Origin of the sequence: Actinomadura sp. NPDC048394, from assembly GCF_040651755.1 — a bacterium.
GTDB classification, from domain to species: Bacteria; Actinomycetota; Actinomycetes; order Streptosporangiales; family Streptosporangiaceae; genus Spirillospora; species Spirillospora montaniterrae.
The window spans coordinates 25,519-51,399 of sequence record NZ_JBEZJL010000064.1 but is presented as its reverse complement, the minus strand read 5'-3'; the positions used below and the strand labels follow the sequence as shown (position 1 = coordinate 51,399).

Below are 25,881 nucleotides of genomic sequence, written 5' to 3'. Positions count from 1 at the left end.
GGTCATGGGACGAGGGGGAACGGCAGCGGCGGGGCGTCGCCGTCGGGCAGGACGCCGAGGACCTTGGCGAGCCCGGCGGCGTCGGCGGAGTCGAGGTCGGTGCGGTGCGCGGCGCCGAGCACCGCCCACTCCGGGGCGTCGCGGCGGCGGCCGTCCTGCCCCGGGACGCCCTGCCCCGGCGTGCTCTTCGGGGCGGGCGCGTCGGTCACCGCGATGAGCCGCACCCCGGACGCCTCCAGCTGCGCGACGGACTGCCGCCAGTTCAGCCGGTGCGGGCACGGCTCGACGGGCCGGATCACGTCGCCGTGCCCGCTGCCGGGGTGCGGCGGGCGGCCCGCGACGGTGAGCAGGATCCGGGCGCGGCCGTCGCGGGGGCCGTTCAGCAGCGCGGCGGCCCGGTCGAGGGAGTCCTCCAGCGGCGCCGCGCGCGCGCCGAACGGCCCGGACGGCGGGGATGGCAGGTCCGCGAGCGTGCGGGCGGCGTCGTCGGCCGGCTGCAGCGGCCCGCCGGACACCACGTCCCGGTTCTTGTGCTTCGGGTCGATCGGATGGTCCAGGTGGCCGACGACGGCGACGCGGGCGGTGCCGCCCAGCTCGTCGCCGAGCAGTTCGAGCAGGTCCGCGACGAGGTCGCGGCGGCGGCGGGCGGTCTCGGCGCGGCCGCCGAGCTCCAGCACGCAGACCAGCTCGGTCGCGAACGCGGCGGCGGGCAGCCGCCGCGGGACGCGGCGCAGCAGGTCCGGCCAGGCGGGGGCGTCGGCGTCCACCGTGTCCGGTTCGAGGAACCGGAGCCGGCCCGGGCCGTCGAGCGCCACCCGGACGAGCCCGGCCGCGCCGCGCGGCATCCGCGCCGACACGATCCGGACCGGCTCCGGCGGGTCGTCCCAGGTGACGACGGCGAGCGCGGTCTCCTGGTCGGGGCCGGGCGGGCGGCGCACCCGCACCTCCGCCTCGTCGCCGGCCCGCGCGCCCGCCGGGAACAGCGGCAGCCGCACGACCTCGGCGGCGCCGTCGCCGGGCCGCGACCGCAGCGCCGCCAGCCCGTAGGACAGGGCGATCGGCCGCTCCGCGAGGACCCGCTCGAGCAGCGCCGCCGCGTCCGGTTCGCCCGCCGCGATCCGGACGTCCGGCAGCAGGTCGGTGAACGCCCGCACGACCGCGTCCGGGAACGGCATGCCGGGCAGCCCCGACATCACCGCCGTGTCGACGGACGTGCAGTACCGCCGCACGAGGTCGCCGGCCGCGCCGCCGATCGTCGCCTCCGCCCACGCCGGGTCGATGCCGGACGGCCCGCCCGCGAGCTGGAACCTGCGGTGCACCGGGTCCGACGGCAGGCCCGGCAGCAGCGCCGGCCACGGCACCGCCGCCAGCTCGCGGAACCCGAGCGGGCCCGCCGCCGGGACGCCGCCCGTCACGAACAGCCGGACCCCGGCGTCCTCCACGGCGACGACGACGAGCGCGCGGTGCGGGCCGAGCGCGTCCAGCACCGCCGCCAACGGCGGCCGGGCCGCCTCCCGCAGCGCGGCGACCTCCCGCCGCGCCTCCTGCCACTGCGCCTCCGTCGGCCTTCCCCGCAGGTGGGCGGCGTACGGGAGCCAGTCGTCGCCGGCGCGGGCCGCGGCCCGCAGGTCGAACTCCAGCCGCGCCGCCGACAGCGCCGCCTCCGCCGCGGCCCGGTCGGCGCGGCCGGGGCGCCACGGCCCGGCGAGCGTCCACCCGCACGCCGCGCACCGCACGTCCTGCCGCGTCGCCGCCGCGTTCACCGCCGTGGCGTCGATCGGCACCGCGCAGAGCGGGCAGCGGTCAGCCGAGGTCATCGGGCACATCCTCCGGCAGCAGCAGGTTCAGCATCCGCGCGTCCGCGTCCGGGCGGTCCACGACCCGCTCGGCGAGCCGCGCCTCCATCCGCTCCAGCAGCCGGCGGACGGTCCGGCCGTTGCCGAACCCGGGCCGCCGCGCCGCTCCGTCGAGCCACGCCCGCGCCGCCGGGAGCGTCGCCGGGTCCAGCTCGTAGGCCTGCCGCTCCGCCATCGACCGCAGGATCTCCAGCAGGTCGTCCACCCCGTAGGCGGGGAACTCGATCGTCTCGCCGAACCGGGAGCCGAGCCCGTCGTTGGCCGCGACGAACCGGCGCATCGGCTCCGGGTAGCCCGCCGCGATCACCGCGAGGCGGCCGCGGTGCCGCTCCATCTCCTCGACGAGCGTGTCGATCGCCTCCTGCCCGAAGTCGTTGTCGCCGCCGGAGGTGAGCGCGTACGCCTCGTCGATGAACAGCACCCCGCCGAGCGCGCGCTCCACGGCCCGCCGGGTCAGCGGCGCGGTCTGCCCGACGTAGGACGCGACCAGCCGCGACCGGCCCGTCTCCACGACGTGCCCGCGCTCCAGCAGCCCCATCTCCTTGAAGATCCGGCCGAAGTGCCGCGCGACCGTCGTCTTCCCGGTGCCGGGCGGGCCGATGAACAGCAGGTTCGGCGCGACGACCTCGCCCTGCCCGCGCAGCCGGCGCAGCCGCAGCCGCTTCACCAGGACGTCCGCGCTCCGCTTCACCGGCGCCAGCCCGATCATCGCGTTCAGCTCGCCGAGCAGCTCCGCGGTGTCGCGCGGCGCGGGGCGCGCGTCGCGGCGCAGCCGTTCCGGCAGGTCGCGCGGCTCCAGCGGCAGGTCGCGGTCGTCCTTCACGCGCCGCGCCCACCGCGCCGCCGTCTCCTGCGTGACGTCCCGGACGGCGCGGGCGTTGCCGAACCCCCGGTCGCGGGTGCGGTGCAGCTCCGTGACCGCCTCGCCGAGCGCCGTCTCGAACCCCTCGCCCCACGCCATCCCCATCGGCCGCAGCTGCCGCGCCGCGATCTCCGCCAGCTCCGCCGGCCCGTAGTCGGGGAACGCGATGACGTTCTCGTGCGGGAACCGGCTGCGCAGCCCCGAGTTGCTGTCGAGGAACTCCCGCATCTCGTCCGGGTAGCCCGCGACGATCACCACCAGCTCGGCGCGGTCGTCCTCCATCCGGGCGAGCAGCTCGGTGATCGCCTGCCGGCCGAACTCGTCCGCCTGGTCGCTCAGCTCGTACGCCTCGTCGATGAACAGCACCCCGCCGAGCGCCTCGTCGATCACCTCGCGGGTCCGGATCGCCGTCTGCCCGACGAACCCCGCCACGAGGTCGCTCGCCCGCACCGACCGGACCCGGCCGTGCCGCAGGATCCCGAGCTCCCGGTACAGGTCGCCGACGATCCGCGCGACCGTCGTCTTGCCCGTGCCCGGGTTGCCGGTGAAGACCAGGTGGTGCGACACCGGCTCGACGCCCGCCGGCGGCCGGTACCGCAGGCCCTCCAGGTGCCGCTTCACCGGCTCCAGCCCGACCAGCTCGTCCAGCCGCCGCATCACGTCGCCGTCAGCGACCGTCGCGGCGATCCAGCCGTACCGGTGCAGCTGCTCCTGCCCGAGCGGCGTGCCCTCCGCCGCCATCCGCCGGCCGAGCCGCCGCTCCCACGTCTCCAGCGGGACGTCCTGCGCCGCCATCGCCCGGACCGTTCCGGCGAGCCGCGTCCAGTCCGCGATCCGCAGGTTCCGCTGGATCCGCAGCCGGTGCACGAGGCGGGTCAGCTCCGCCTCGCCGGGCGGCCGCAGCAGCCCCGGACGCGCCGGGCGCCGCTCCTCCGCCTGCACCACCTGCACCAGCCCGGGCAGGTCGCGGCTGCCTTCGGCGAACGCGCGGACCTCCGCGAGCGACGCCCCGCCGAACACCAGCACGCAGATGTTGCGGCTGCCCGGCCGGAACTCCAGCCACCGCTCCAGCGCCGCCGCGAACGGCGCCCGCGCCTCCTGCCAGCGCTCCAGCACCTCCAGCTGCTCGACGACGACGGCCGTCGGCGTCGACTCGTCCAGCATCAGGCTGCGCAGCATCCGCACCGCGAACGCGCCGGACATCGCGCGGCTCTCCGCCCGCGCCGGCGCGGCGGGCGCGGGCCGCAGCCGGCGGCGGCCGAGCGGTCCGCTGAACCCCGGCCGCATCACCGACGCGTCGCCGTCCGGCCGCTCGCCCGCCTCGGGGTCGGCGGGCAGGCGCCGCGACGCCGCGTCCCGGACGGTCAGCGTCGCGTCCAGCGAGAAGAACACGACGCGCTCGTAGCCGGCGTCGTGCAGCGCCTCCCACACCGCGCTGCCGAGATCGTGCTGCCGGTACAGGCCGTCCACGAACGCGTCCTTGACGCCCGGACCGTACAGCAGCAGCACCGACTCGCCCTCGCGCGCCGCGTCGCGCAGCGCCAGCAGCCGCTCGGGCACCGCCTCGGCGGAGTCGACGGGGGCCGGTTCAGCGCTCATCGGCCCCTCGGGCGCGCACCCCGGCCCGCTTCACCAGCGGGCTCTCGCCGGCCTCGTCCCGGGCCGCCGGACGCGACAGCGCCGCGAAGTCGCGCAGCGCCGGGTCGGGCCCGGCGGCGTCCTCCGCCGGGTCGCCCGCGTCCAGGCCCTCCGCGCGCAGCGCCCGGCTCACCGCCGCCGACCGCTCCCGCCGCGCCGCCTCGTCCGGATCGTCCTCGTACGACAGGATCCGCAGCGTGAAACCGGGGCCGTCGCCGTCCGGCGCCACCTCCACCACGACCTCGCCGCCGTCCGCGCGGTGCCGCAGCCGGCTGAAGAACGCGCGCCGCTCGTCCCCGGCCGCGTAGGTGTTGCCGGACCAGGCGAACCCCTGCCCCTCCAGCACCGCCACCACCTGCTCGGCGACGTTCACCCGCAGCTGCGACGCGACGATCCGCTCCGCGGCCCGCTCGACCAGCGCGTCCAGCCGCCCCTCGTACTCCGGCGCCGCCTCGCTGATCAGCGCGCGCAGCTCGGCGGCGTCGAGCGGGCAGTCCGGGTCGGCGACCGCGTCGACCTGCCGGGCCACCTCGTCGCGCAGCGCGCCGAGCCCGCCGTCCGTCCAGTGGTCGACGTCCAGGACGACGCCCGGGTCGGCCTCCGCGATCGGACGCTCCGCGTTGTCCTCGATCGTCGCCGCGACCGTCCGCAGCGCGGCGAGGGCCTCCGCGCGGAGCGCCTCCCACTCCAGCGCGAGCCGCTCGACGTCCGCGCGCAGCTCGCTCAGGTCGAGGTAGAGGTCCTGCACCTGGCTCAGCGAGTACCCGGCCGCGTGCGCCTCCAGGTTCCCGCGCGCGACGTCCAGCCGGGACGCGAGCCGCTCCAGCCGGCCCGGCGCGAACCGGTCGTGCGGCAGCGTGTCGCGGATCGCGTCGTGCATCGTCCGCGCGTCGCCGAACAGCCGCCGCGCCGCCTCCGCCGCCGCGTCGCTCTCGCCGCGCAGCTCGCCGACCCGCGCGTCCACCGCCGCGAGCCCGGCGCGCCGCTCCGCGCGCTCCCGGGCGATCTCGGCGGCGAGCCGTTCGCCCTGCTCGGCGAGCTGCTTGCGGCCCTCCGCCAGCTGCCTGCCGTGCTTGCGCAGCCGCCGGCTGGTCTCGTCCTCCAGCTTTTTCGCGTGCTCGCTCAGGTCGGCGAGCGCGCGGTCGGTGCCGTCCTGCCGGGCCGCCGCCTCCTGCCGCACGCGCTCCACGTCGTCGCGCGCGGCCCGCTCCACCTGCCGCAGCAGGCGCGGCATGTCCCGCCGCACCTTCGCCAGGTCGCGGGCGGACGCCTGCGCGTCCCGCCACGCCGCCGCGTCCACCGAGATCACCTTCGCGCCGCTCATCGGGACTCCTCGCCGCTCGTTCCCTCGCGTACCGTGCCGGTGAAGCCTTCGCCCCCGCCCGTGCCGCCGCCGGGCCCCCTGGTGGTGCCTTCGCGCGCGCGGGCGGTGCCTTTGCGGGCGGTGCCTTCGCGCGCGCGGGCGGTGCCTTCGCGGGCGGTGCCTTCGCGGGCGCGGGCGAAGCCCTCGGACAGCGCGCGGGGCGGCACGCCGACCAGCAGCGCCTCCCCGCCGCGGACCCGCACCTCCGCGCGGCGCGGACCGCCCGCCAGTTCCTCCGCCGCGCCCGCGAGCCGGCCCGTCAGGTGGTGGACGCGCTGGTTCGCGCTGCCGCGCAGGCCCCGGTCGTCGTTGCGGGACGCCACGTACCGGCCGTCGATCAGCACGTCCACCTCGGCTAGCAGCGCCGCGGCCTCCGCGCGGCCCGCGAGCTCGGCCCGCCGGTACCCGGTGAAGCAGATGACCGACAGCTCGCGCCTCGCGCGCGCCGCCCGGACCAGGTCCGCCAGCCCGGCCGCCTGCTCCATCGGCTCCCCGCCCGACAGCGTCAGGCCGGTGACGTCCGGGTCGGCCAGCAGCTCGTCCGCCAGCTCGTCCGGCGCGACCCGGCGGGCCTCCCGGAACGGGATCCAGTCCGGCGCGACGCAGCCCCGGCAGCGGAACGGGCAGCCCTGCACCCAGACCACCGAGCGCAGCCCCGGCCCGAGCGCCCGCGTCCCGACGCACGTCTCCGCCACGTTGATCACCGGCGCCGGCCCTGCCACCAGTTCGTCAGCGGCCCGAGGAGCTGGTCCCGGCGCGACCGGCGGGTGGCGTCATGCCCCTCGGGGCCGGACGGCCCGAACCGCGACGGCTGCGGCGCGCCCCCGGCCCGCCCGCCGCCGAACCCGAGGGGGCTTCCGCCTCCGTACGGCGCCGCGTTGCCGTTCGGGTTCCCGCCGAAGGGCGCGGGGCCGCCGCCCGCCTCCGGGGCGCCCCGGTGCGGGTCGGCGCCGAAGGGCATCGCGCCGCCGAACGGCGCCGGATCGCCGCTCGCGCCGCCGCCCGGCGCGCCGCCGCCGTACGGGTCGCCGGGCCGGCCGTTCATCACCCGGACGTTCGACGGCCCGCCGCCCGCGAAACCGCCGCCCCCCGACGGCGCCGGACGGCCCGCCGGGAACCCGCCGTTCCCGGGCGGCACCGGCGGGTCGAACGCGATCCCGCCCGGGTTCGCGGGCCGCACCGGCGGATCGAACCCGAGCCCGCCGGGGGACCCGGACCCGAACCCGCCCGGGGACGCGGACGCCGGCGGAGCGCCGTAGCCCGGCTCCGTCCGGACGTACCGGTCGAGGTCGGCGGGGATCCGCGCCATCTCGCGCCGCTTCCACTCCTCCAGCGCCGCCTCGCCGACCTCGCCCTCCGCCATCGCCGTCCGCTGCGCGAGGCTCTCCAGCATCGCGCGGCGCGCGTCGTACACCAGTCCCGCGTACTTGACGTCGTCGGCGGCGCGGACCCGCGCCACGTCCGCGTCGCGCCGGGCGAGGTGCGCGCCGGTCTCCCGGTTCTCCCGCTCGTGCGCCGCGACGAGGTCGTCGTACACGGTCGGCGGCCCGAGGATCTGCATCATCTTCACCAGCACCGGCAGCAGCTCGATCGCGATGAACATCAGCGTGACGAACAGGTGCGCGGTGCCGATCGTCCCGTTCTTCTGCGACAGCCGGTTGAGGGCCTCCAGCCGCAGCGCCATCCCGTCGGACTTGCGGGTGTCGGCCGCGTGCTGGGCCTGCAGCGCGGACTGCTGCTTCTTCAGCCGCGTCAGCTCGGCCGTCACGCCCTCGGCGCCGCCCTGCCCGTTCAGCTCGTTCTGCGCGTCCTGGACGCCCTTGGTCTTCAGCTGCGCCAGGTAGTTGTTGAGCTGGGTGTCGGCGGTGTCGAAGTCGCGCTTGGTGTCGTTGTAGTCCTGGATGCGCTTGCGGGCCTCGGGGCCGAGGCCGGCGCGGCCCGTCCCGCACTTGCCGAGCTGCTCGCAGGTCAGCTTCTCGCGCCGCTGCTCCAGCTCCTTCTGCAGCTGGTCGCGCTTGTCCTGGAGCTGCTTGAGCGTCGGGTCGGCGTCCGGCGTCGCGGGCAGGCCGCCGGAGGTGATCTGCGCCTCGAGCTGCTGCTTGCGCTTCTCCAGCGCGGCGATGCGCTTGCCGACCTGGTCGTCGGCCGTCTGCGCCTGGTACCTCGACTCCGCCTCGGCGTGCAGGACGTTGACCTCCTGCGAGATCTCCGGCGCGAAGATCTGCAGGACGATCGGCATCGACAGCACGAACCCGAACAGCAGCGCGAGCGCCAGCCGGGGCAGGGCGAGGAACACCACGCCCCACTTGCTGGTGGTCCGGGTCATGGACGCGACCAGCCAGCGGTCCAGCGACAGGATGCCGAGGAACCAGCCCGCCGTCAGCAGCACGATCACCGGCCACGGGGCCTTCAGCGCGATGTGCAGCGCCGCCGCCATCGACGCGCCGGCCAGCGCCGCCGTGAAGATCACGACGCTGCCGAGCCCCTGGAAGCGGGTCTTGTCGGTGGGGGACTGCCGGAGGATGTCGCGGTTGACGCCGGACGCCCACAGCAGCGGGGAGAACCGCGTCCCGCCGCGCGGGGCGGGCGGCGGGGGCGGCGTGCTCGCTTCGGTCATGTGCTCGGCCCTCACTGGACGTTCGGTCGGGGGGACGGGCCCGGTCGGGGGGAGGGGCCCGCTCGAAGGAACAGGGGGGATCCGGTCCGCGGTGGGAGGGGGGTTCGGGCGCAGCAGCGCGCGCAGGCGGCCGGGCGCGCGCCGCCGGAGCGCGGCCTCGCGCAGCGGTTCGGCGCGCTCGTCGACGTCCTCGACGGGGCCGTCCGGCGCCCGCACGGCGGCGCGGGCGTGCGGCGGCGCGACGCGGGGATGCGGCACGGCCGGCCGCGCGCCCCGTTCGTCCGCTGGTTCCGGTATCGGCACCCCGATATCGGACACCCCCGGCGGCGGGACCCCTCCCGGATCGCCGTACCCGTCCGGTGCGCGGTGGCCGCGCATGCCTCCGGACGGGGGGCGCGGGTGCCCGCCCGGCTCGTCCTCCCACGCCATTCGCACCTCCGCCGTGGCGTTCGGGCCACCGGTCCGCCGGACATCGGCCGGACGGCAGCGCGGACCGCGATGCCACCGGCTTTCAGTTGTGACGCATCCCTTACCGAGAGGGTTCGTCAAATACTGGCAGTTATCTCGAGGAGCTTGTGAGTCCCCTGACACAGATGGGAAAAGTGGCCGCAATCGGCCGTAGATGACCGGTTTCGGGCTTCCGCAGGGCGTGTCCGGGGCGCCGGCGGGCCGTTGCGGCCGGGGCGGGACGGGCGTCGAATGGAGGGATGACCAGGTTCCTGCGGATCGAGGACGACGTCGCCCGGACGCGCGCCCGCTTGACAATGAGTGAGTACTCACTCAAACTCGGAATGAGCGCACACTCAGTCAGGGAGGCTCCGATGTACCCCGAGCTCAACGGCAAGGTCGTCGTCATCACCGGCGGATCGCGCGGCATCGGCGCCGGCACCGCACGCGCGTTCGCCGCGGAGGGCGCCCGGGTCGCGGTGCTCGGCCGCGACTCGGGTGCCCTCGACGAGGTCGCCAAGGAGACCGGCGGCATCGGCGTCGTCGCCGATGTCACCAGCCTCGCCGCCATCGAGGACGCCCGCCGCCGCGTCGAGGCCGACCTCGGCCCCGCCGACGTGCTGTGCGCCTTCGCCGGCGGCGGCATCGCCCGCCCCGGCCCGACCGCCGCCATGACCGAGGAGGAATGGCACTCGGTCGTCGACGGCAACCTCACCGCGACCTTCCTCACCCTGAAGAGCTTCCTGCCCGGCATGCAGGAGCGCGGCGCCGGCTCGATCGTCACGACGTCGTCGTCGGCGGGGCGGACGCCGTCGAACCTGCCGACCGCGGGCGGCCGGGAGACGGGCAACCCGTGGGGCGCGCCGGTCGCCTACGAGGCGGCGAAGGCCGGCATCCAGGCGCTGACCAGGCACGTCGCCGCCGAGGTCGGCGGGCAGGGCGTCCGCGTCAACTGCGTTGCCCCCGCCGCGATCCGCACCGAGCGCACCGAGCGGTACATGCCGCGGGAGATGCAGGACCTCGTCGCCGCGACCCACCCGCTCGGCCGCATGGGCGAGCCCGGCGACGTCGCGTCCGCCGCCCTGTTCCTCGCCTCGGCCCAGTCGTCCTGGCTCACCGGCCTGACCCTCGACATCGCCGGCGGCAAGATCATGCTCTGAGACGCCGGGGGCGCCGCGCGCGGTGCGCGGCGCCCCGGGGCGGGCATGGCGGGCGGGATCAGTCGTCGTCGTCCTGGTCGCCGTGGCCGCCGTGGTCGTCGTGCTTGCCGTCCTCGTGCTTGCCGTCGTCCTCCTTCTTGCCGTGGTCCTCGTGCTCGGTCTCGTTCTTCGTGACCGTGCCGGCGGCGCCGTCGACGAGCAGCTCGTGCTGTGCGCCGTCCTGCCCGGCGATCTCGACCTCCCACGCGGGCTGAGCGCCCTCATGCTCCAGCTCCACGGAGGTCACAGCCCCGGCGGTGGTCTTCAGCGCGGTCGCGGCGGCCTGCTGCGCGGTGACCTTGCTGTTCTTCAGGCCCTGCGCCTCGGCGGCGTCGGAGCCGCGGCCGGTCCGGTCGGCGGTGACCTTGGCGCTGGAGGCGTCGACCGTCACCTCGTGCCAGGCGCCGCCGCCGGTGAGGACGTCGATCTCCCAGGCGCCGTCGTCGAGGTCGGCCTCGCCGACGGTCCCGGGGACCGCCTTCAGCGCGGCGCCCATCGCCTGGCCTGCGGTGACGGCGGGGGCCTTCGCCGGACGGTCGTCGTCGCCGTGGCCCGCGGCGAGGGCGGTGCCGGCCGTCCCGGCGGCGACGGCCGCGGCGGCGATGCCGGCGACCAGCAGGCGCCGGCCGGTCAGGAACGTGCGGAAGTCGGGCTTCATCGTTCTCCCCGTCGGATGGAGTAGCGGACGTCCACCACCCTGCGGGACCGATGCTGAAGGGACGCTGAAGCTTCCTGAAGAGCGCTTCAGGTGCGTTCTGGCAGGCTGGAGGCATGAAGCTGCTGGTGGTCGAGGACGAGCGGCGGCTCGCGCGGTCGCTGGCCGGCGGGCTGGCGGCCGAGGGGTTCGCGGTGGACGTCGCGCACGACGGCGTCACCGGCCTGCACCGGGCGACCGAGGGCGACTACGACCTGGTCGTCCTGGACATCATGCTGCCCGGCCTGAACGGCTACCGGGTCTGCGCGGAGCTGCGCGCCGCCGGGTCCGAGGTGCCGATCCTCATGCTGACCGCCAAGGACGGCGAGTACGACGAGGCGGAGGGCCTGGACACCGGCGCCGACGACTACCTGACCAAGCCGTTCTCCTACGTGGTGCTGCTGGCCCGGATCCGCGCGCTGCTGCGCCGCCGGACGCGCGGCGGCGCACCGGAGATCGTGCTCGGCGACCTGCGGGTGGACCCGGCGTCCCGGACGGTCCGGCGCGGCGACGACGAGGTCGAGCTGACCGCGAAGGAGTTCGCCGTGCTGGAGCACCTGGCCGTGAACGCGGGCCGGGTGGTGCCGAAGACGGAGATCATCGAGAACGTGTGGGACTTCGCCTACGACGGCGACCCGAACATCGTCGAGGTCTACGTCAGCGCGCTGCGCCGCAAGCTGGACGCGCCGTTCGGCCGCCGGTCGATCACGACGGTGCGGGGCGCGGGCTACCGGCTGAGCACCGACGGCGGCTGACGTGCCGGGCGGGAGGAGGCGGCCGTTCGCGTCCGTGCGGTCGCGTGCGGCGCTCGCCGCGACGGCGGTGGTGGCGGTCGCGCTGGTCGCGGCCGGGCTGGCGGTGCTGCTGATCCTGCGCGGGAGCCTGACGAAGCAGTCCGATCTGCAGGCGGAGGTCGTCGCGCGGGAGGTCGCGGCGCAGATCGCGCTGGGGACGCCGGCGGCGCGGCTGGACCTGCCCGACTCCGGGGACCATCCGGTGCAGGTCGTCGACGAGCACGGCCGGGTCCTCGCGGTCACCAAGGACCTGAACGCGATCAGCGGTACCGGGTCGTCGTCGGTGACGCCGTCGGCGGCGCCCACGGGCAGGGACGATGACGACGACCACGACGACCACGGAAACGATCCGGGGCGCGGCGAGGTCTCGACGGACGTCCGCTACACCGGCGGCCGCGCGACCGTCGACCACGACGCGGCCGACTACCGGTTCGCGGCGGTGGAGGCGACCCCGCCCACGGGCGGGACCGTCGTCGTCTACGCGGGGGCGCGGCTCGCCACGCAGGCCGTCGGGTCGGTGACCCGGGCGATGCTGCTGGGGCTGCCGCTGCTGCTGCTGGTGGTCGGCGGGGTGACGTGGCTGGTGACGCGCCGCGCGCTGCGTCCGGTGGAGGCGATCCGGGCGGAGATGGCGGCGATCACGTCGGCCGGCGACCTCGCGCGGCGGGTGCCGGTGCCGGGGTCGCGGGACGAGGTGGCGGGGCTGGCGGACACGACGAACCAGACGCTCGGCGCGCTGGAGCGGTCGGTGGAGCGGCAGCGCCGGTTCGTCGCGGACGCGTCGCACGAGCTGCGCAGCCCGCTCGCGTCGCTGCGCACCCAGCTGGAGGTCGCCGCCGCGCACCCGCACCTGCTGGACGTGGACGGTGCGGTGCAGGACGTCGTCCGGCTCCAGGACCTGGCGGCGGGCCTGCTGCTCCTCGCCCGGCTGGACGCGGGGGAGCGGCCCCGCCACGACCGGGTCGATCTCGGCGAGCTGGTCCAGGAGGAGGTGGCGCACCGCGCCGCGACCGGCCGGGTGCCCGTCGAGGTGACCGGGACCGGGACGTTCGAGGTGTCCGGCAGCGCCGCGCAGCTCGAACGGGTGCTCGGCAACCTGCTGGACAACGCGCAACGGCACGCGGCGTCCGCGATCGGGGTCGCGCTCGCCGCGGCCGGCGGGCGGGTGACGCTGCGGGTGACCGACGACGGCCCCGGCGTCCCGCCCGCCGACCGGGAGCGGATCTTCGAGCGGTTCGTCCGGCTGGACGACGCGCGCGCCCGCGACGAGGGCGGTGCGGGCCTCGGCCTCGCCATCGCCCGCGGCGTCGCCCGCGCGCACGGGGGCGACCTGACCGCGGGCGAGGCGCCCGGCGGCGGCGCCGCGTTCGACCTGTGGCTGCCCGCCGCCAGATGACGCGCCGCTAGATGGCGAGGTTCAGCGCGAGGACGAACACCAGGCCGCAGACCGAGATCACCGTCTCCATCAGCGACCACGACTTGATCGTCTGCCCGACGCTCAGCCCGAAGTACTCCTTCACCAGCCAGAACCCGGCGTCGTTGACGTGCGAGAAGAACAGCGACCCGCTGCCGACGGCGAGGACCAGCAGCGAGGTGTCGCCGGTGCTCAGCCCGGTGACGAGCGGGGCGAGGATCCCGGACGCGGTGACGGTCGCGACGGTCGCCGACCCGGTCGCGAGCCGGATCAGCACCGCGACGAGCCAGCCGAGGACGAGCACGGACACCCCGCTGCCGTCCACCCAGTCCGCGATGGTCTTCCCGATGCCGGTGTCGACGAGCGTCTGCTTGAAGCCGCCGCCCGCGGCGACGATCAGCAGCACGCCGGCGATCGGCGGCAGCGACCGCTCCAGCGTCGTGGTGATCGTCCGGCGGTCCATGCCGGCGCCGAGGCCGAGCGTGAACATCGCGACGACCACCGCGATCAGCAGCGCGATCAGCGGCGTGCCGAGGTTGTCGAGGACGGTGTAGGCCTCGGTGCCCTCGTCCAGCACGATGTCGGCGAACGCCTTGAGCAGCATCAGCACGACCGGCAGCAGCACGGTCGCCAGCGTGATCGCGAACGAGGGGCGGCGCCGGTCCTCCTCGCCCTCCTCCTTGTCGGTGGTGAACAGCTCGGGCGGCGCGACGTCCACCCAGCGGGCGGCGAAGCGGGCCAGCACCGGGCCGGCGAGCGCGACGGTCGGGACGGCGACGAGCACGCCGAGGCCGAGAGTCACGCCGAGGTCGGCGTGCAGCGCGTCGATCGCGACGAGCGGCCCCGGGTGCGGCGGGACGAGCCCGTGCATCGCCGACAGCCCGGCCAGCGCCGGGACGCCGACCGCGATGATCGACTGCCCGGAGCGGCGCGCCACCAGGTAGATCACCGGCATCAGCAGCACGAGGCCGATCTCGAAGAACATCGGCAGCCCGATCAGCGCGCCGACCAGCGCCATCGCCCAGGGCAGCGCGCGCCGCCCGGACCGTCCGACGATGGTGTCGACGATCTGGTCGGCGCCGCCGGAGTCGGCGAGCAGCTTGCCGAACATCGCGCCGAGCGCGATCAGCGCGCCGACGCCGGACGCGGTGTCGCCGAAGCCCTTGCCGAAGCTCTTCACCGTGTCGGCCATCGGCAGCCCCGCGATGGCCCCGACCAGCAGCGAGCCGAGGGTGAGGCTGAGGAACGGGTGCACCTTCAGCCAGGTGATCAGTACGACGATCAGCGCGATGCCGGCCAGCGCGGCGGGCACCAGCCGCCCGCTGGACGCGTGCGGCGCCGCGGCCAGCACGATCGAGTGCATGTGGGGTCATCCTCCTCGGTGGCGGGCTGGGGGAACCCCGGGGGTGGGGCGCGCCACCCCGCCGAGTGCACCTCATTAACCAGCCGTTATCAAGGGGGCAGCTCGAAAAAACATACCTTTGACATCCCGGTGTGCCTGCATCGAAGCAATCGTGTGATGATTGACGCCATGGTGCGAGACAGCCAGGCCGGGTTGCACGGCAGCGTCGTCGACCGGCTCGGCGTGCAGATCACCTCGGGGGCCGCCCCGGCGGGCGAGGTGCTGCGGATCGAGCAGCTGGAGGCCCGGTTCGGGGTCTCCCGCTCGGTGGTCCGCGAGGCGATCCGGGTGCTGGAGTCGATGGGGATGGTGACGAGCCGCCGCCGCGTCGGCATCACGGTCGCGCCCCGGCACTGCTGGAACCTGTTCGACCCGCAGATCATCGCCTGGCGGCTCGACGGCCCGGGCCGCGACGAGCAGCTCCGCGAGCTCGGCGAGCTGCGGCGCGGCCTCGAACCGGTCGCGGCGCACCTCGCGGCGCTCCGCGCGACGCCCGCCCAGTGCGGCACGCTCACCGGCGCCGTCATGCAGATGGCGGTGCACGGCAAGTCCGGCGACCTGGAGGCCTACCTGGAGGCGGACGTCCTGTTCCACCGGACGCTGCTGGAGGCTTCCGGCAACGAGATGATGGGCGCGCTCAGCGGGGTCGTCGCCGCCGTCCTCGCCGGCCGCACCCACCACCACCTGATGCCCGCGCGCCCGGAGCCGGCCGCGATCCGCTGGCACGCCGAGGTCGCCCAGGCCGTCCAGGCGGGCGACGCCGCGGCCGCCGAGCGCGCGATGCGCGACATCGTCGACGAGGCGACCCGCGCCATGCTCGACCCCGCCGACGCGTCCGACGCCTCCGGCGCCTCGCGCGCTCCGGGCCCCTCCGGCGCGTCCGGCCCCTCCGGCGCCGCGCCGCCGCCCCCGCCGTCGATACTGGGATCATGACTCTTCCGCTGAGCCCGGACGAACTGCTGACCACCACCCGTACCGTGCGCAAGCGCCTCGACCTGGCCCGTCCCGTGCCGGTGGACCTCGTCCGCGAGTGCCTGGAGATCGCCGTCCAGGCGCCGAGCGGCAGCAACCGGCAGGGCTGGCACTGGATCGTCGTCACCGACACCGAGAAGCGGAAGGCGATCGGCGAGTACTACCGGCGCTCGTTCGCCGCGTACGCCGCTTCGGGCGGCACGTCCGCGGGGCAGTACGCGGACGACCCGGACCGCGCGGAGGTGCAGCGCCGCGTCGGCGACAGCGCCTCCTACCTGGCCGAACGCATGGGGGACGTGCCGGTCCTGGTGATCCCGTGCCTGCGGCTGCACGGCGGGAAGCTGCCGGACGGCAACCAGGCCGGGCTGTGGGGGTCGCTGCTCCCGGCCGTGTGGAACTACGCGCTCGCGGCGCGCGCGCGAGGCCTCGGCACCGCGTGGACGACGCTGCACCTGGCGTACGAGCAGGAGGTCGCGGACGTCCTCGGGCTGCCGGCGGACGTGCGGCAGGGCGCGCTCGTCCCCACCGCCTACTACACGGGCGATACGTTCCGCCCGGCGCCGCGCGTCCCGCTGGACGAGGTCCTGCACGTCGACGGCTGGTGATCCGGCGCCCCAGCGCGGGGCGGGCACCGGCGACCCCCCTCGGCCCGCCGGGAGCCTCGCCCCGCGCGGCACGGGGCGTTCCCGCCGGTCCCGCCGGGGCCGGCGGCCCTGGGGTGACAGGGTGGCGGGGCCGTCAGCGGCCGGGGCGCGCCGCCGGGTCCGGGTGGGCGCGGTGCCCGCGCAGGCGCCTGCGGACGTCGGCGAAGATCGCTTCGGAGATCGCGGTGGCGGCCTTCTCGGGGTCGGCGGCCGGGCAGAACGGCTGGAACCAGCGGGCGATCGGGCGGCCCTTGCGGTCGCGGCGGGGCCGCTGCCAGTGCCAGTAGAGGCGCTCCCGGGCGGCGGGCTCGTCGCGGGCCGGTCCGCCGGGAGGCGGCAGCAGCCAGACGGTGCGCCCGACGTACGGCTCGACCTGCACGCACTGCGCCGAGACCGCCATCGGCGACGGCTCGCTCTCCCAGGAGCCGGCCTCCCACGGGCCGGAGGTGCGCAGGCCGAGGGCGTGGAGGCGGGACATGAGCCGGCGCGCGTAGTCCTCCGCGCCGTCCGCGTCGTCCGCGTCGCCGGGGCCGGCGTCCGCGCGGCCGCCCGGCTCCCCTGCACGGCCGGCGGTGTCCGGGTGCGGGGGCCTGGCGGGTGCGGAGATCGTCATGCGGGCTCCCGGGACCGGTGGCGGAGTCTGACAGCCAGGTCGCGCGACGCTGACTCCCTGCGAAAGACGGTCCTACGCGTGCAGCAGTGTGTCAAGCGCTTCATGTCAATTGACATGGCGTTGATCACGGAATGATCGTTTGCGTCGGAGCGCGGGGGCGGTCGGCAAAAGCTGCATTATGCGGGTTGCATGGTGTGATGACCCCGGTGTAGACACGGGAGCATGACTCCGGGTGACGACGGGCCGGTGCTGTCGGGCTGGCTGCTCGGCAATGCGCTCGCGAATGCCCGCAAGGCGTCCGGTGAGTCGGTGACGTCGATCGCGCGCGATCTCGGCGTGCATCCGCAGACCGTGCGGCGATGGGAGAACGCCGAGGTCACGCCCAGCGTGCTCGTCCTGCGCGGGCTGTGCGCGCATTACGGAGTCCCGTCCGACAAACAGGACGAACTAGAAGAATTGCGCGAACGGGCGAGCCGGCCGGGCTGGTGGAACGGCAGCGGCGACTGGCCCGACGCCACCGCCGAACTGCTCGGCATGGAGATGGCGGCCGTCCGGATTCGCGCTTGGGACCTGACCGCAATTCCGGGGCTCTTGCAGACGCCCGAATACGCCCGGCAGGTCATCCAGGCCGTCGACCCCAGCGTCTCGCCGCCCCGCGTCGACTCCGGCGTCGAGCTGCGGATGGGCCGGCAGGCCGAGGTGTTCGGCGGCGCCGTCCGCGAGGCCGTCTTCATGATCGACGAGAGCGCGCTGGCGCGGATGCCCGGCGGCCCGGCGCTGCGCCGCGCGCAGATCGCGCGGCTGCTCGTCCCGCCGCCCGCCGTGACCATCCAGGTGATGCCGTTCAGCGCCGGCCCGCACCCGGCGCTCGGCTCCTTCATGGCCTTCGACTTCGACTCGGAGGTCATCAGCGCCGGGGTGTTCGTCGAGGGCTCGGTGACCGGGCGCAGCCGGGTCGAGACCGGCGCGGCCGTCGCCCGCTACGAGCAGGTCTGGGCCTGGCTCCAGGCGAAGGCGCTGACCCCGAAACAGACGACGGAGTTCCTCGAGAAGATGATGGAAAGGATAGCCCCGCAATGACGAATCGTGATCTGATCGCCCCCGGAACCTGGCGGAAATCGTCGCGGTCGAACGCCGCGCAGGACGCCTGCGTGGAAGTCGGCGGCGGCGCCCGGGTCATCGGAGTCCGCGACACCAAGGACCGCGACGGCGGAACGCTGGTGTTCGGCAGCGAGACATGGCGCGCATTCGCCGCGCAGGTGAAGGCGGGCCGTTTCGACCTGTGAGCGCCTGAAGGCGGACGAAGGGCACCCGGCGGCCCTTGTGCCGGGTGTCCTTCTCCCCTTTCCCCCGACCTCTGCCCAAGGAACACGATGGACACCTACCCCCACCCCAAGGGCGCATTGAAAAGCGGTCCCGGTGTCGCTTCGGCGGGACGCATTTACGACTACTTCCTCAACGGCCGGCACCACACGCCGGCGGACGAGGAGGCCGCCCGAAAACTCCAGGAGAAGGTCCCGGAACTGCACTACATGGCGCAGGCCAACCGCATATTCCTGCAGCGCGCGGCGGGCGTCATCGCGCGCGCGGGCGTCGACCAGTTCATCGACCTCGGCTCCGGCATCCCGACGGCGTGGAACACCCACGAGGTCGTCCAGGTCGTCCACCCGGACGCGCGGGTCGTCTACGTCGACAACGACCCCGTCGTCCTGGACATGTCGCGGGACATGCTGCGCCGGAGCGGCGAGAGGAACGTCGCCTACGTCGACGCCGACATCGCCGACCCCGCGTCCGTCATCGACGACCCCGAGGTGCGGCGGCTCATCGACTTCTCCCGTCCCGTCGGGTACATGCACGTCGCCATCTGGCACTTCGTGAACCCCGAGCAGGACCCGTGGTCGCTGCTGCGCCGCTACCTCGACGCGGTGCCGTCCGGGAGCTATCTCGCCCTGTCGCACGTCACCGCCGACGGGCAGCGCCCGGACAAGATCGAGCGGTTCAACGAGGTCTACCGGAACGTCACCGCCCGGCTGAACTTCCGGACGTTCGCGGAGATCGACCGGTTCTTCGACGGCTGGGAGTACCTCCCGCCGCACGAGGACGCCAAGCCCGGCCTGTCCTACGTCGACGTCTGGGGCAGCAAGAACCCGGCCGAGGTCGACCCGTCGCACACCTGGATCCCCGCCGGCGTAGCCCGCAAGCCCTGACCCACCCGCCCGCCCCCGCGCCGGCGGCGGCCCGTCAGAGCCCGAGCGAGATCGGCAGCAGCATCAGCAGCGCGGGCAGCACGATCGCCGCGCCCACCGACCAGCCGAGCAGCCAGCGGAACACCCGCGCGTGGTCGCCGTCGTCCACGCTGGCGAGGACGAGCCCGCCGCCGAGGTGCAGCGGGCTGATCGCGACGCCGCCGATGGTGCCGCAGACCGCGATGAGCAGCGCCGTGAACTGGGCGGACGTCTGGTGCGGCAGCACCGCGGCGGCGAGCGGCACGACCACGCCGAGGACCGCGACGGTCGATGACTCCACGGTCGCGAACAGCGCCGCGACGTAGGCGATCGCGAGCGCCGCCACGACCGGCGCCCCGATGCCGCCGAGATGCCCGGAGATCGTTTTCAGCGTCCCGGTCGCCTCCAGGTCGCCGACGTAGACGAGGACGCCGATCGTCAGCATGACGACGCCCCACGGGATGTCGGCGACGACCCGGCGCCCGTCCGGCCGGAACGCCAGGTGCAGGACGAGGCCGACGGCGAACGCGGCGAACACGATGTTCAGGTCGAGGACGAGCACCCCGAGGACGAAGAAGCCGAGGCCCGCGAGCGAGCCGATCTCGTACGGGGTGATGCGCGAGGCGCCTTGCACGGCCTCGAGGGGACGGGCGTCCGCGTCTGCGTCCGCACTCGGGCCCCCGTCACCGCTCGTCCGGCCGCGGCGGACGAGGCCGAGGCCGCCCAGCGCGAAGAAGAAGACCGCCGTGCTCAGCACGTCGAACCCGGCGAGCCCGAGGAACAGCAGGTCCGGCGAGTAGTGGACGCCCGCCTTGGCGGCGAGCGACTCGATGATCGCGGCCCACGGGGACATCGGGGAGAAGCCGCCGGCGCCGGCGCCGTGCGCCGCGACGATCGCCATGAGCACCGGGTCGATGCCCCTGTTGCGGGCGACCCGCATCGCGACCGGCAGGACGATCGCGACGGTGGCGCTCGGCAGCGTGCCGATGCCGCTGAGCACCGCGCCGACGGCGAACAGGCTCCACGGCAGGATCCAGTCGCGGCCGCCGGAGATCCGGACGATGCCGTGCACGACCCGGTCGATCGCGCCGCTGCGCTGGGCGTGGCCGAACATGTACATCACGCCGACGATCAGCGCGACGATCCCGGCGGGGAAGCCCGCGAGGATCTGCTCCTTCGGGACGCCGGCGACCCGGCCGAGGAGGAACGCCGCGGGCATCGCGACGAGCCCCACGTTGACGTCCCGCCAGAGGGCCAGGGCGAACACCGCCACCAGCAGGACGAGCGACAGGACTTCGGGACCGGACATGGTCAGTTCTCCCGGGTAGGTGCGCGCAAGTTAGTGAACAACTTGTTCATTAACGTGCGAAGTGCCCGGTAATATACGTCACACCGTCGGAGGCATCAAGGGCGCGGGACGGCGGGCATGAAGAAGCCGGTCCCGCGTCGCGGGACCGGCGGAGGGCGGCGCGGGTCAGGCCGGGAGGTCGAAGCCGCTGGCCCAGTAGCGGCCGTGGACGGCGAGGTCGAGCAGCATCCGGGTGACCTCCTCGGCGGGCATGGGCGGCACGTCGTGCTCCAGCCACCAGCGCAGCACCGCGACCTGCTCGCCGACCCAGGCCCGCGCGAGGAGCTCGGGGTCGATGCGCGGGCGGACGTCGTTGCGGTCGGCGCGGTCGCGGAACTCGCCGGTGGTCCGCGCGACGAAGACGTCGGTGAACAGCCGCAGCGGCCGGCCGTCGCCCTCGCCGCGCAGGATGATCCGGTAGAGGTCGCGCTCCTCCTCGGCGTGCCGGAACAGCTCCAGCACGGGCTTGCCGGTGAACCCGACCGGCGACCCGGCGACGGCGGGCTGCAGCCGCTGCCCGAGCTCCTTCAGCAGGTCCTGCGCGACCTGGGTGAACAGGTCCTCCTTGTCGCGGCAGTGGCTGTAGAAGGTGGCGCGCGCGATGTCGGCGCGGCCGGTGATGTCGTCGACGGTCAGCGCGGCGTATCCGCGCTCCAGGACCAGGCTCACGAGGGCGTCGCGCAGTGCCCGCCTCGTCCGCCTGGTCCGCCTGTCCTCGGCCATCGACTCGCCTCCACCCGTCCGGAGCGTCCCAGCATAGAGAACTCTTGACAGCTCCTCAGTAAATGAACAGTCTGTATGGAAACTTTCATTCAGTTCGTTAACTTGGGGGACGCGGATGAACCTGGGGATCTACCTCACGCGCAGCGCCCGGTACTGGCCGGACGAGCGCGCCGTCGTGTGCGGCGAGCAGGTCTGGACGTTCCGGGAGCTGGAGGCGGAGGCGAACCGGCTCGCCGCCGCGCTCGTCGCGCGCGGGCTGCGGCCCGGCGACGCGGTCGCGAGCCTGGCGTGGAACCGCGGTGAGCTGGTCGTCACCGAGTTCGCGCTGTACAAGGCGGGGCTGACCAGGGCGCCGATCAACGCGCGGCTCGGCCGTGCGGAGATCGGGCACATCCTCGGCTACGCGCCCGTCCGGGCCCTGCTGTTCGACGCGGCGCACCGCGGTGACGCGCTCGCCGCGCTGGAGGCCGCCGGCACCGGCTGCCTGGCCGTCCAGTACGACGGCGACGCGGGCGACGTCCTCGCCTACCGCGACCTGCTCGCCGAGGGGACCGGCGACCGCGTGTGCGTCGAGGTCGCCGAGTCCGACGCGGCCGTCCTGAACTTCACGTCCGGCTCGACCGGCGCGCTGAAGGCGGCGACGCAGACGTTCGGCAACCGGCTCGCGAACATGCGCAAGCAGCTGATGAGCGACGAGTCGCGGCCCCGGCCCGGCGACCGCTACCTGGCGTGCGGCCCGATCACGCACGCCGCCGGGATGGGCCTGCTCGCCGGGGTGTTCGGCGGCGCGACCGCGCACATCCTGCCCGCGTGGGACGCCGGGGCGTTCCTGGACACCGTCGAGCGGGAGCGGATCACCGCGACGTTCATGGTGCCGACCATGCTGACGATGCTGATGGCGCACCCCGGGTTCGCGGAGCGGGACCTGTCCAGCCTGACCAGCCTGCGGGTCGGCGGCGCCCCCGTCTCGCCGCGCCGGCTCCGCGAGGCCGTCGCGGCGTTCGGCCCGATCGTCGCGCAGGGCTACGGGCTCGGCGAGACGACCAGCGTCGTCGCCGGGCTGAACAGCGCAGAGATCGCGGACGCGGTGGAGAACGACCCCGAGCTGCTCGCGTCCTGCGGCCGGGCCGCCTACGACTCGGAGATCCGGATCGTGGACGAGGACGGCGGCGAGCTGCCGCCGCGCGAGATCGGGGAGATCGTCGTCCGCGGCCCGGACTGCGTCACCGGGTACTGGCGGGAGCCGGAGCTGTCCGCGGCGACGTTCCGCGACGGCTGGGTGCACACCGGCGACCTGGCGTGGATGCGCGAGGACGGCTACCTGTTCATCGTCGACCGCAAGAAGGACATGATCATCTCGGGTGGCTTCAACATCTACAGCACCGAGGTCGAGGCGGTGCTGTACGAGCATCCGGGCGTCCGCGAGGTCTGCGTCGTCGGCGTCCCGGACGAGCGGTGGGGCGAGGCGGTCAAGGCGGTCGTCGTGCCGTCCGCGCCCGGCGCCGTCAGCGGCGGCGAGCTGATCGCGTTCTGCGCCGAGCGGCTCGACCGGTTCAAGAAGCCCCGCACCGTCGACCTCGTCGACGCGCTGCCGCACAACCGCAACGGCAAGGTCGACCGCAGGGCGGTCCGCGCGCCGTTCTGGGCGGGCGCCGACCGGGCCGTCAACTGACCCCTCTGGAGACCCCGATGACCTTCTCCCTGCGGCCGTCCTACGACGGCGACCCGGAACTCGCCGCGCTCGTCGAGCGGCTGCGCGGCTACCTCGACGGCGAGCTCGCCGACTACGAGCGCGAGCACGGCGTCGACCGGACGACCCCGATCAGCCGCGCGCTCCTCGAACCGGTGTGGCGGCGCAGCCGCGAACTCGGCTTCTACGGCATCCACCTGGCGCCGGAGTTCGGCGGGCAGGGCCTCACCCACACCCGGCTCGCCGCGCTGAAGGAGGAGGTCGCGGCGGCCGGGCGCGTCCTCGGGCACAGCGTGCTCGGCGAGATGGGCGGGCCGCTGCGCGCCGGCGACGTCTTCCGCGTCGCGACCCCGCACCAGCTCGGCACCTACCTGCTGCCGGTCGCGCGCGGCGAGCGGGCCTGCTGCTTCTCGCTCACCGAGGCCGACGCGGGATCCGACGTCCGGGCGATGAGCACGACGGCCGTCCGGGACGGCGACGGGTACCGGCTCACCGGGCACAAGGTGTTCAGCAGCGCCGGTCCCGTCGCGGACTTCGCGATCGTCATCGCCCGCATGGACGGCACCGAGCGGTCGTTCTCGGCGTTCATCGTCGACCTCGACGGTCCGGGGTGCGAGGTGGTGGACGGCGCGACGCCGATGTCCGGGGAGCACATCGAGAGCGACGTGATCCTCAAGGACTGCTTCGTCCCGGCCGCGAACCTCATCGGCGCCGAGGGCGACGGCATGAGGATCGGCCTCGGCCGCGTCACGGTGAACCGGCTGCTGCACTGCCCGACGCTGCTCGGCATGACGCGGCGCGCCCTCCGGCTCACCCTCGACCGGGCGCGCACCCGGGTCGTCAACGGCGGGCCGCTGATGCAGTTGCAGGCCATCCAGCACAAGCTCGCCGACATGGCGACCGGCTTCTACGCGGCCCGCTCCATGACGTACGCGGCGCTCGCCGACCTCGACGCGGGCACGCCGCCGCGGCTGGAGGCGTTCATGTGCAAGCTGTTCGTCGCCGAGACGGCGTTCTCCATCCTCGACGAGGCCGTCCAGATCCACGGCAAGGAGGGGCTGACGCAGGGCAACGACATCGAGTACCTGTTCCGGAAGGTCCGGATGTTCCGAGTGCTGACGGGGACGTCCGAGATCCAGCGCAACGGCATCGCGAAGGGCCTCGCCCTGCTCCCGTAGCGACCGGGGCCGTCCGTGGTGGTGTACGGGCACGTCAGGGCTGGGTGGACATAAGGTGAACGCGTGTCGGACTCATCGCCGCGCCGGCTGCCCAGGGGGCGCTCGGCGCTGTCACCCGAGGAAGTGGAACGCATCCAGCGGTCGCGGCTGTGCGCCGCGATGGCCGAGGTGATGGCCGAGAAGGGGTACGTCGCCACGTCGGTGGCGGACGTCCTCCAGCGGTCCGGGGTGTCGCGGCAGAGCTTCTACCAGGTGTTCGACAGCAAGCTCGACTGCTTCATGGCCGCCTTCGACGTCGCGCGGGAGCTGCTCGTGCAGCACTTGCTCGAGATGATCGGCGCGGACGACGCGGGCCGCCCGGCGGCGGGCGCGGGGGGCGCGGCGGGCGACGCGATGGACCGTTTCGAGCAGGGCTTCACCGCCTACCTGGAGGCGCTCGCCATCGAGCTGCCCTACACCCGGCTGTTCCTGATCGAGGTGTACGCCGCCGGGCCGGAGGCGATCCGGCGGCGCGCCGACCTGCAGAACATGATCACCGATGTGCTCGCCGACCTGCTCGGCGTGCGCGACGACGCGGGCCGCTTCACCTGCCGGATGATCGTCGCCGCGACCAGCACGCTGGTGACGAACGCGGTCGCCGACAACGACCTGGACGCGCTGCGGGCGGTCGGCCCGCCGCTCGTCCGGAACGTCCGGACGCTGTGGGAGGCCGGGGCGTTCGGGCACCGGCCGGTTCCGGACGCCTCGTCCTGACCCCGGCCTGATCGCGGGTCAGCGGCGGGATTCCGCCATGTCGCGTTCCTCGGCGTCGCCGCGGACGCCGCGGGGGACCGACAGCGCGAGCAGCGCGCCGAGCGCGTACGCGGCGGCCGCGACGAGCATGGCGGTGCGCATCCCGGCGGTGAAGTGCGCCGCGCCCCCGGCGATGAACGCGCCGAGCAGCGCGATGCCCACGGCGCCGCCGACCTGCCGCGCGGCGTTGAGCGTTCCGGACGCGATGCCGGTGCGTCCCGGCGGCGCCCCCTCCACGACCGCCGCGGTCGCCGCGGGCATCGTGAACGAGATCCCGAACCCGGTCGCCATCATCGGCGCCACGAGCGCCGCGTACGGGATCGAGCGGGTCGCGATGGTGAGGGCGAGGAACCCGGCGGCGCCGGCCGCCATGCCCGCGACCATCGGGAGGCGCGGGCCGCCGCGCGCCGTCACCCGCCCGCCGAGCCACGACCCGAACGCGATGACGCCGGTCTGCGGCAGCAGCGCCAGGCCGGTCTGCAGCGGCGTGTAGCCGCGGACCTGCTGGAAGTAGAGCGTCAGGACGAACAGCTGCCCGTAGAAGCCGAGGTTCATCAGCCCGCCGACGGCCGTCGCCGCGGTCAGCTCGCGGCTGCGGAACAGCGACGGCGGCAGCATCGGCGCCCGCACCCGCGTCTCGGTGACGGCGAACACCGCGGTCGCGGCGGCGAACAGCGCGAACCCGCCGACGACGAGCGGGTCGCCCCAGCCGGCCCGGCCCGCCCGCACCATCGCCGCGGTGAGCGACAGCAGCGCGACGGCGCCGGACACCTGGCCCGGCACGTCGAACCGTCCGCCGGTGCGGCCGGTGGCGCCGGCGCGCACCCAGCGGGCCGTGAGCAGCATCCCGGCCATCCCGACGGGGACGTTCACGAAGAAGATCCAGCGCCAGCCGAGCCCGGCCGTCAGCAGCCCGCCGAGCAGCGGCCCCGCCCCCGACGCGAACCCGCCGACCATCGCCCAGACGCCGATCGCGCGGGCCCGGCTGCGGCGGTCCCCGTAGCTGCCCTGCAGCAGCGCGAGCGACGACGGCACCAGCAGCGCGGCGCCGACGCCCTGCACGACGCGCGCGCCGACGAGCGCGTCCAGCCCGGTCGCGAACCCGCACGCCGCGGACGCCAGGACGAACAGCGCGAGGCCCGCCTGGAAGACCCGCCGGCCGCCGAACCGGTCGCCGAGCCAGCCCGCCGACAGCAGCAGCCCGGCGAACACCACCGTGTACCCGTCGACGACCCATTGCAGGCCGGACACCGACGCGCCGAACTCGCGGCCGAGGCGCGGCAGCGCGACGTTCACGATCGTCGCGTCCACGATCACCATGAACCAGCCGAAGCTGACCGCGATCAGCGGGCGCCACGCGAAGCCGCCCGTCCCGCCGCCGCTCATGCCCGCCCTTCCGTGGATCCGTCG

At 74.8% G+C, this 25,881-nt stretch carries 22 protein-coding genes; 11 read left to right on the top strand and 11 right to left on the bottom strand.

What is annotated here, in order from left to right; translation table 11 throughout:
- Positions 1–2 precede the first annotated feature (2 nt).
- From AB0C78_RS36430 to AB0C78_RS36410, 5 genes are read right to left on the bottom strand one after another with little or no spacing between them, the layout of a single operon-like run.
- Positions 3–1,817: a hypothetical protein gene (locus AB0C78_RS36430; RefSeq protein ID WP_360757158.1), complete on the bottom strand. Its 1,815-nt coding sequence runs from the start codon at positions 1,815–1,817 to the stop codon at positions 3–5.
- Positions 1,804–4,317 (bottom strand): AAA family ATPase, encoded by a 2,514-nt coding sequence (locus tag AB0C78_RS36425; RefSeq protein ID WP_360757156.1) that lies wholly within the window; start codon positions 4,315–4,317, stop codon positions 1,804–1,806. Before AB0C78_RS36425 ends, AB0C78_RS36430 begins: the two co-directional genes overlap by 14 nt.
- Positions 4,307–5,680, bottom strand: a complete 1,374-nt coding sequence (locus AB0C78_RS36420; RefSeq protein ID WP_360757153.1) for a hypothetical protein — start codon at positions 5,678–5,680, stop codon at positions 4,307–4,309. The genes AB0C78_RS36425 and AB0C78_RS36420 overlap by 11 nt, the downstream gene beginning before the upstream one ends.
- Positions 5,677–6,423 carry a 4Fe-4S single cluster domain-containing protein gene (locus tag AB0C78_RS36415; protein WP_360757150.1) on the bottom strand — a complete coding sequence of 249 codons (747 nt, stop codon included), beginning with the start codon at positions 6,421–6,423 and terminating at the stop codon, positions 5,677–5,679. Before AB0C78_RS36415 ends, AB0C78_RS36420 begins: the two co-directional genes overlap by 4 nt.
- Positions 6,420–8,594: a DUF4407 domain-containing protein gene (locus tag AB0C78_RS36410; protein WP_360757147.1), complete on the bottom strand. Its 2,175-nt coding sequence runs from the start codon at positions 8,592–8,594 to the stop codon at positions 6,420–6,422. The genes AB0C78_RS36415 and AB0C78_RS36410 overlap by 4 nt, the downstream gene beginning before the upstream one ends.
- Positions 8,595–9,157: 563 nt before the next feature.
- Between AB0C78_RS36410 and AB0C78_RS36405 the strand changes: the two genes are divergently transcribed.
- A complete protein-coding gene (locus tag AB0C78_RS36405; protein WP_360757145.1) occupies positions 9,158–9,943 on the top strand; it encodes an SDR family NAD(P)-dependent oxidoreductase in 786 nt (261 codons plus the stop codon).
- A 58-nt stretch (positions 9,944–10,001) separates the two neighbouring features.
- On the opposite strand, the gene AB0C78_RS36400 is transcribed toward AB0C78_RS36405, so the two are convergent.
- Positions 10,002–10,640, bottom strand: coding sequence for a PepSY domain-containing protein (locus AB0C78_RS36400; RefSeq protein ID WP_360757143.1), 639 nt, complete (start codon positions 10,638–10,640; stop codon positions 10,002–10,004).
- A 113-nt stretch (positions 10,641–10,753) separates the two neighbouring features.
- Between AB0C78_RS36400 and AB0C78_RS36395 the strand changes: the two genes are divergently transcribed.
- Together AB0C78_RS36395 and AB0C78_RS36390 are read left to right on the top strand one after the other, a co-directional pair.
- Positions 10,754–11,431, top strand: coding sequence for a response regulator transcription factor (locus AB0C78_RS36395; RefSeq protein WP_360757140.1), 678 nt, complete (start codon positions 10,754–10,756; stop codon positions 11,429–11,431).
- A gap of 34 nt (positions 11,432–11,465) precedes the next feature.
- The gene (locus tag AB0C78_RS36390) at positions 11,466–12,866 is read left to right on the top strand and encodes a HAMP domain-containing sensor histidine kinase (protein ID WP_360757137.1); all 1,401 of its coding nucleotides are present in this window, start codon (positions 11,466–11,468) and stop codon (positions 12,864–12,866) included.
- Positions 12,867–12,873: 7 nt separating this feature from the next.
- Here the strand turns inward: AB0C78_RS36390 and AB0C78_RS36385 are convergent, their stop codons facing one another.
- Positions 12,874–14,247 (bottom strand): gluconate:H+ symporter, encoded by a 1,374-nt coding sequence (locus tag AB0C78_RS36385; protein ID WP_360757134.1) that lies wholly within the window; start codon positions 14,245–14,247, stop codon positions 12,874–12,876.
- 168 nt (positions 14,248–14,415) lie between these two features.
- Here AB0C78_RS36385 and AB0C78_RS36380 point away from each other — a divergent pair, with 168 nt between their 5' ends.
- Positions 14,416–15,219 carry an FCD domain-containing protein gene (locus AB0C78_RS36380; protein ID WP_360757131.1) on the top strand — a complete coding sequence of 268 codons (804 nt, stop codon included), beginning with the start codon at positions 14,416–14,418 and terminating at the stop codon, positions 15,217–15,219.
- Entirely contained in the window at positions 15,216–15,863 is a 648-nt protein-coding gene (locus tag AB0C78_RS36375) for a nitroreductase family protein (protein WP_360757129.1), read from the top strand. Before AB0C78_RS36380 ends, AB0C78_RS36375 begins: the two co-directional genes overlap by 4 nt.
- 133 nt (positions 15,864–15,996) lie before the next feature.
- Here the strand turns inward: AB0C78_RS36375 and AB0C78_RS36370 are convergent, their stop codons facing one another.
- Positions 15,997–16,515, bottom strand: a complete 519-nt coding sequence (locus AB0C78_RS36370) for a hypothetical protein (RefSeq protein ID WP_360757127.1) — start codon at positions 16,513–16,515, stop codon at positions 15,997–15,999.
- A 222-nt stretch (positions 16,516–16,737) separates the two neighbouring features.
- Between AB0C78_RS36370 and AB0C78_RS36365 the strand changes: the two genes are divergently transcribed.
- The 3 genes from AB0C78_RS36365 (at position 16,738) to AB0C78_RS36355 (ending at position 18,722) form a co-directional block, all read left to right on the top strand.
- Positions 16,738–17,595: a helix-turn-helix transcriptional regulator gene (locus AB0C78_RS36365; protein ID WP_151544454.1), complete on the top strand. Its 858-nt coding sequence runs from the start codon at positions 16,738–16,740 to the stop codon at positions 17,593–17,595.
- The gene (locus tag AB0C78_RS36360) at positions 17,592–17,801 is read left to right on the top strand and encodes a DUF397 domain-containing protein (protein WP_192809139.1); all 210 of its coding nucleotides are present in this window, start codon (positions 17,592–17,594) and stop codon (positions 17,799–17,801) included. Before AB0C78_RS36365 ends, AB0C78_RS36360 begins: the two co-directional genes overlap by 4 nt.
- Before the next feature lie 87 nt (positions 17,802–17,888).
- Positions 17,889–18,722, top strand: a complete 834-nt coding sequence (locus AB0C78_RS36355; RefSeq protein ID WP_151544453.1) for an SAM-dependent methyltransferase — start codon at positions 17,889–17,891, stop codon at positions 18,720–18,722.
- Positions 18,723–18,756: 34 nt separating this feature from the next.
- On the opposite strand, the gene AB0C78_RS36350 is transcribed toward AB0C78_RS36355, so the two are convergent.
- The gene (locus AB0C78_RS36350; protein ID WP_360757123.1) at positions 18,757–20,049 is read right to left on the bottom strand and encodes an SLC13 family permease; all 1,293 of its coding nucleotides are present in this window, start codon (positions 20,047–20,049) and stop codon (positions 18,757–18,759) included.
- A 165-nt stretch (positions 20,050–20,214) separates the two neighbouring features.
- Positions 20,215–20,811, bottom strand: a complete 597-nt coding sequence (locus AB0C78_RS36345) for a TetR/AcrR family transcriptional regulator (RefSeq protein ID WP_360757120.1) — start codon at positions 20,809–20,811, stop codon at positions 20,215–20,217.
- Positions 20,812–20,926: 115 nt separating this feature from the next.
- Here AB0C78_RS36345 and AB0C78_RS36340 point away from each other — a divergent pair, with 115 nt between their 5' ends.
- The 3 genes from AB0C78_RS36340 to AB0C78_RS36330 all read left to right on the top strand — a co-directional run bounded on the left by AB0C78_RS36340 (position 20,927) and on the right by AB0C78_RS36330 (position 24,432).
- Positions 20,927–22,483 (top strand): AMP-binding protein, encoded by a 1,557-nt coding sequence (locus tag AB0C78_RS36340; RefSeq protein WP_360757118.1) that lies wholly within the window; start codon positions 20,927–20,929, stop codon positions 22,481–22,483.
- 17 nt (positions 22,484–22,500) lie between these two features.
- The gene (locus AB0C78_RS36335) at positions 22,501–23,679 is read left to right on the top strand and encodes an acyl-CoA dehydrogenase family protein (RefSeq protein WP_360757115.1); all 1,179 of its coding nucleotides are present in this window, start codon (positions 22,501–22,503) and stop codon (positions 23,677–23,679) included.
- A gap of 63 nt (positions 23,680–23,742) precedes the next feature.
- Positions 23,743–24,432 (top strand): TetR/AcrR family transcriptional regulator, encoded by a 690-nt coding sequence (locus tag AB0C78_RS36330; protein ID WP_360757112.1) that lies wholly within the window; start codon positions 23,743–23,745, stop codon positions 24,430–24,432.
- Positions 24,433–24,450: 18 nt separating this feature from the next.
- Here the strand turns inward: AB0C78_RS36330 and AB0C78_RS36325 are convergent, their stop codons facing one another.
- Complete coding sequence (locus AB0C78_RS36325) at positions 24,451–25,857, bottom strand: MFS transporter (protein WP_360757109.1); 1,407 nt, start codon at positions 25,855–25,857, stop codon at positions 24,451–24,453.
- Between the last annotated feature and the right edge of the window lie 24 nt (positions 25,858–25,881).

What these genes read in the sequence shown, in the direction of transcription:
- AB0C78_RS36430 (WP_360757158.1), bottom strand. Translation starts at nt 1,817, where the DNA reads ATGACCTCGGCTGACCGCTGCCCGCTCTGCGCGGTGCCGATCGACGCC.
- AB0C78_RS36425 (WP_360757156.1), bottom strand. Translation starts at nt 4,317, where the DNA reads ATGAGCGCTGAACCGGCCCCCGTCGACTCCGCCGAGGCGGTGCCCGAG.
- AB0C78_RS36420 (WP_360757153.1), bottom strand. Translation starts at nt 5,680, where the DNA reads ATGAGCGGCGCGAAGGTGATCTCGGTGGACGCGGCGGCGTGGCGGGAC.
- AB0C78_RS36405 (WP_360757145.1), top strand. Translation starts at nt 9,158, where the DNA reads ATGTACCCCGAGCTCAACGGCAAGGTCGTCGTCATCACCGGCGGATCG.
- AB0C78_RS36400 (WP_360757143.1), bottom strand. Translation starts at nt 10,640, where the DNA reads ATGAAGCCCGACTTCCGCACGTTCCTGACCGGCCGGCGCCTGCTGGTC.
- AB0C78_RS36395 (WP_360757140.1), top strand. Translation starts at nt 10,754, where the DNA reads ATGAAGCTGCTGGTGGTCGAGGACGAGCGGCGGCTCGCGCGGTCGCTG.
- AB0C78_RS36385 (WP_360757134.1), bottom strand. Translation starts at nt 14,247, where the DNA reads ATGCACTCGATCGTGCTGGCCGCGGCGCCGCACGCGTCCAGCGGGCGG.
- AB0C78_RS36380 (WP_360757131.1), top strand. Translation starts at nt 14,416, where the DNA reads ATGGTGCGAGACAGCCAGGCCGGGTTGCACGGCAGCGTCGTCGACCGG.
- AB0C78_RS36375 (WP_360757129.1), top strand. Translation starts at nt 15,216, where the DNA reads ATGACTCTTCCGCTGAGCCCGGACGAACTGCTGACCACCACCCGTACC.
- AB0C78_RS36370 (WP_360757127.1), bottom strand. Translation starts at nt 16,515, where the DNA reads ATGACGATCTCCGCACCCGCCAGGCCCCCGCACCCGGACACCGCCGGC.
- AB0C78_RS36365 (WP_151544454.1), top strand. Translation starts at nt 16,738, where the DNA reads ATGACTCCGGGTGACGACGGGCCGGTGCTGTCGGGCTGGCTGCTCGGC.
- AB0C78_RS36360 (WP_192809139.1), top strand. Translation starts at nt 17,592, where the DNA reads ATGACGAATCGTGATCTGATCGCCCCCGGAACCTGGCGGAAATCGTCG.
- AB0C78_RS36355 (WP_151544453.1), top strand. Translation starts at nt 17,889, where the DNA reads ATGGACACCTACCCCCACCCCAAGGGCGCATTGAAAAGCGGTCCCGGT.
- AB0C78_RS36350 (WP_360757123.1), bottom strand. Translation starts at nt 20,049, where the DNA reads ATGTCCGGTCCCGAAGTCCTGTCGCTCGTCCTGCTGGTGGCGGTGTTC.
- AB0C78_RS36345 (WP_360757120.1), bottom strand. Translation starts at nt 20,811, where the DNA reads ATGGCCGAGGACAGGCGGACCAGGCGGACGAGGCGGGCACTGCGCGAC.
- AB0C78_RS36340 (WP_360757118.1), top strand. Translation starts at nt 20,927, where the DNA reads ATGAACCTGGGGATCTACCTCACGCGCAGCGCCCGGTACTGGCCGGAC.
- AB0C78_RS36335 (WP_360757115.1), top strand. Translation starts at nt 22,501, where the DNA reads ATGACCTTCTCCCTGCGGCCGTCCTACGACGGCGACCCGGAACTCGCC.
- AB0C78_RS36325 (WP_360757109.1), bottom strand. Translation starts at nt 25,857, where the DNA reads ATGAGCGGCGGCGGGACGGGCGGCTTCGCGTGGCGCCCGCTGATCGCG.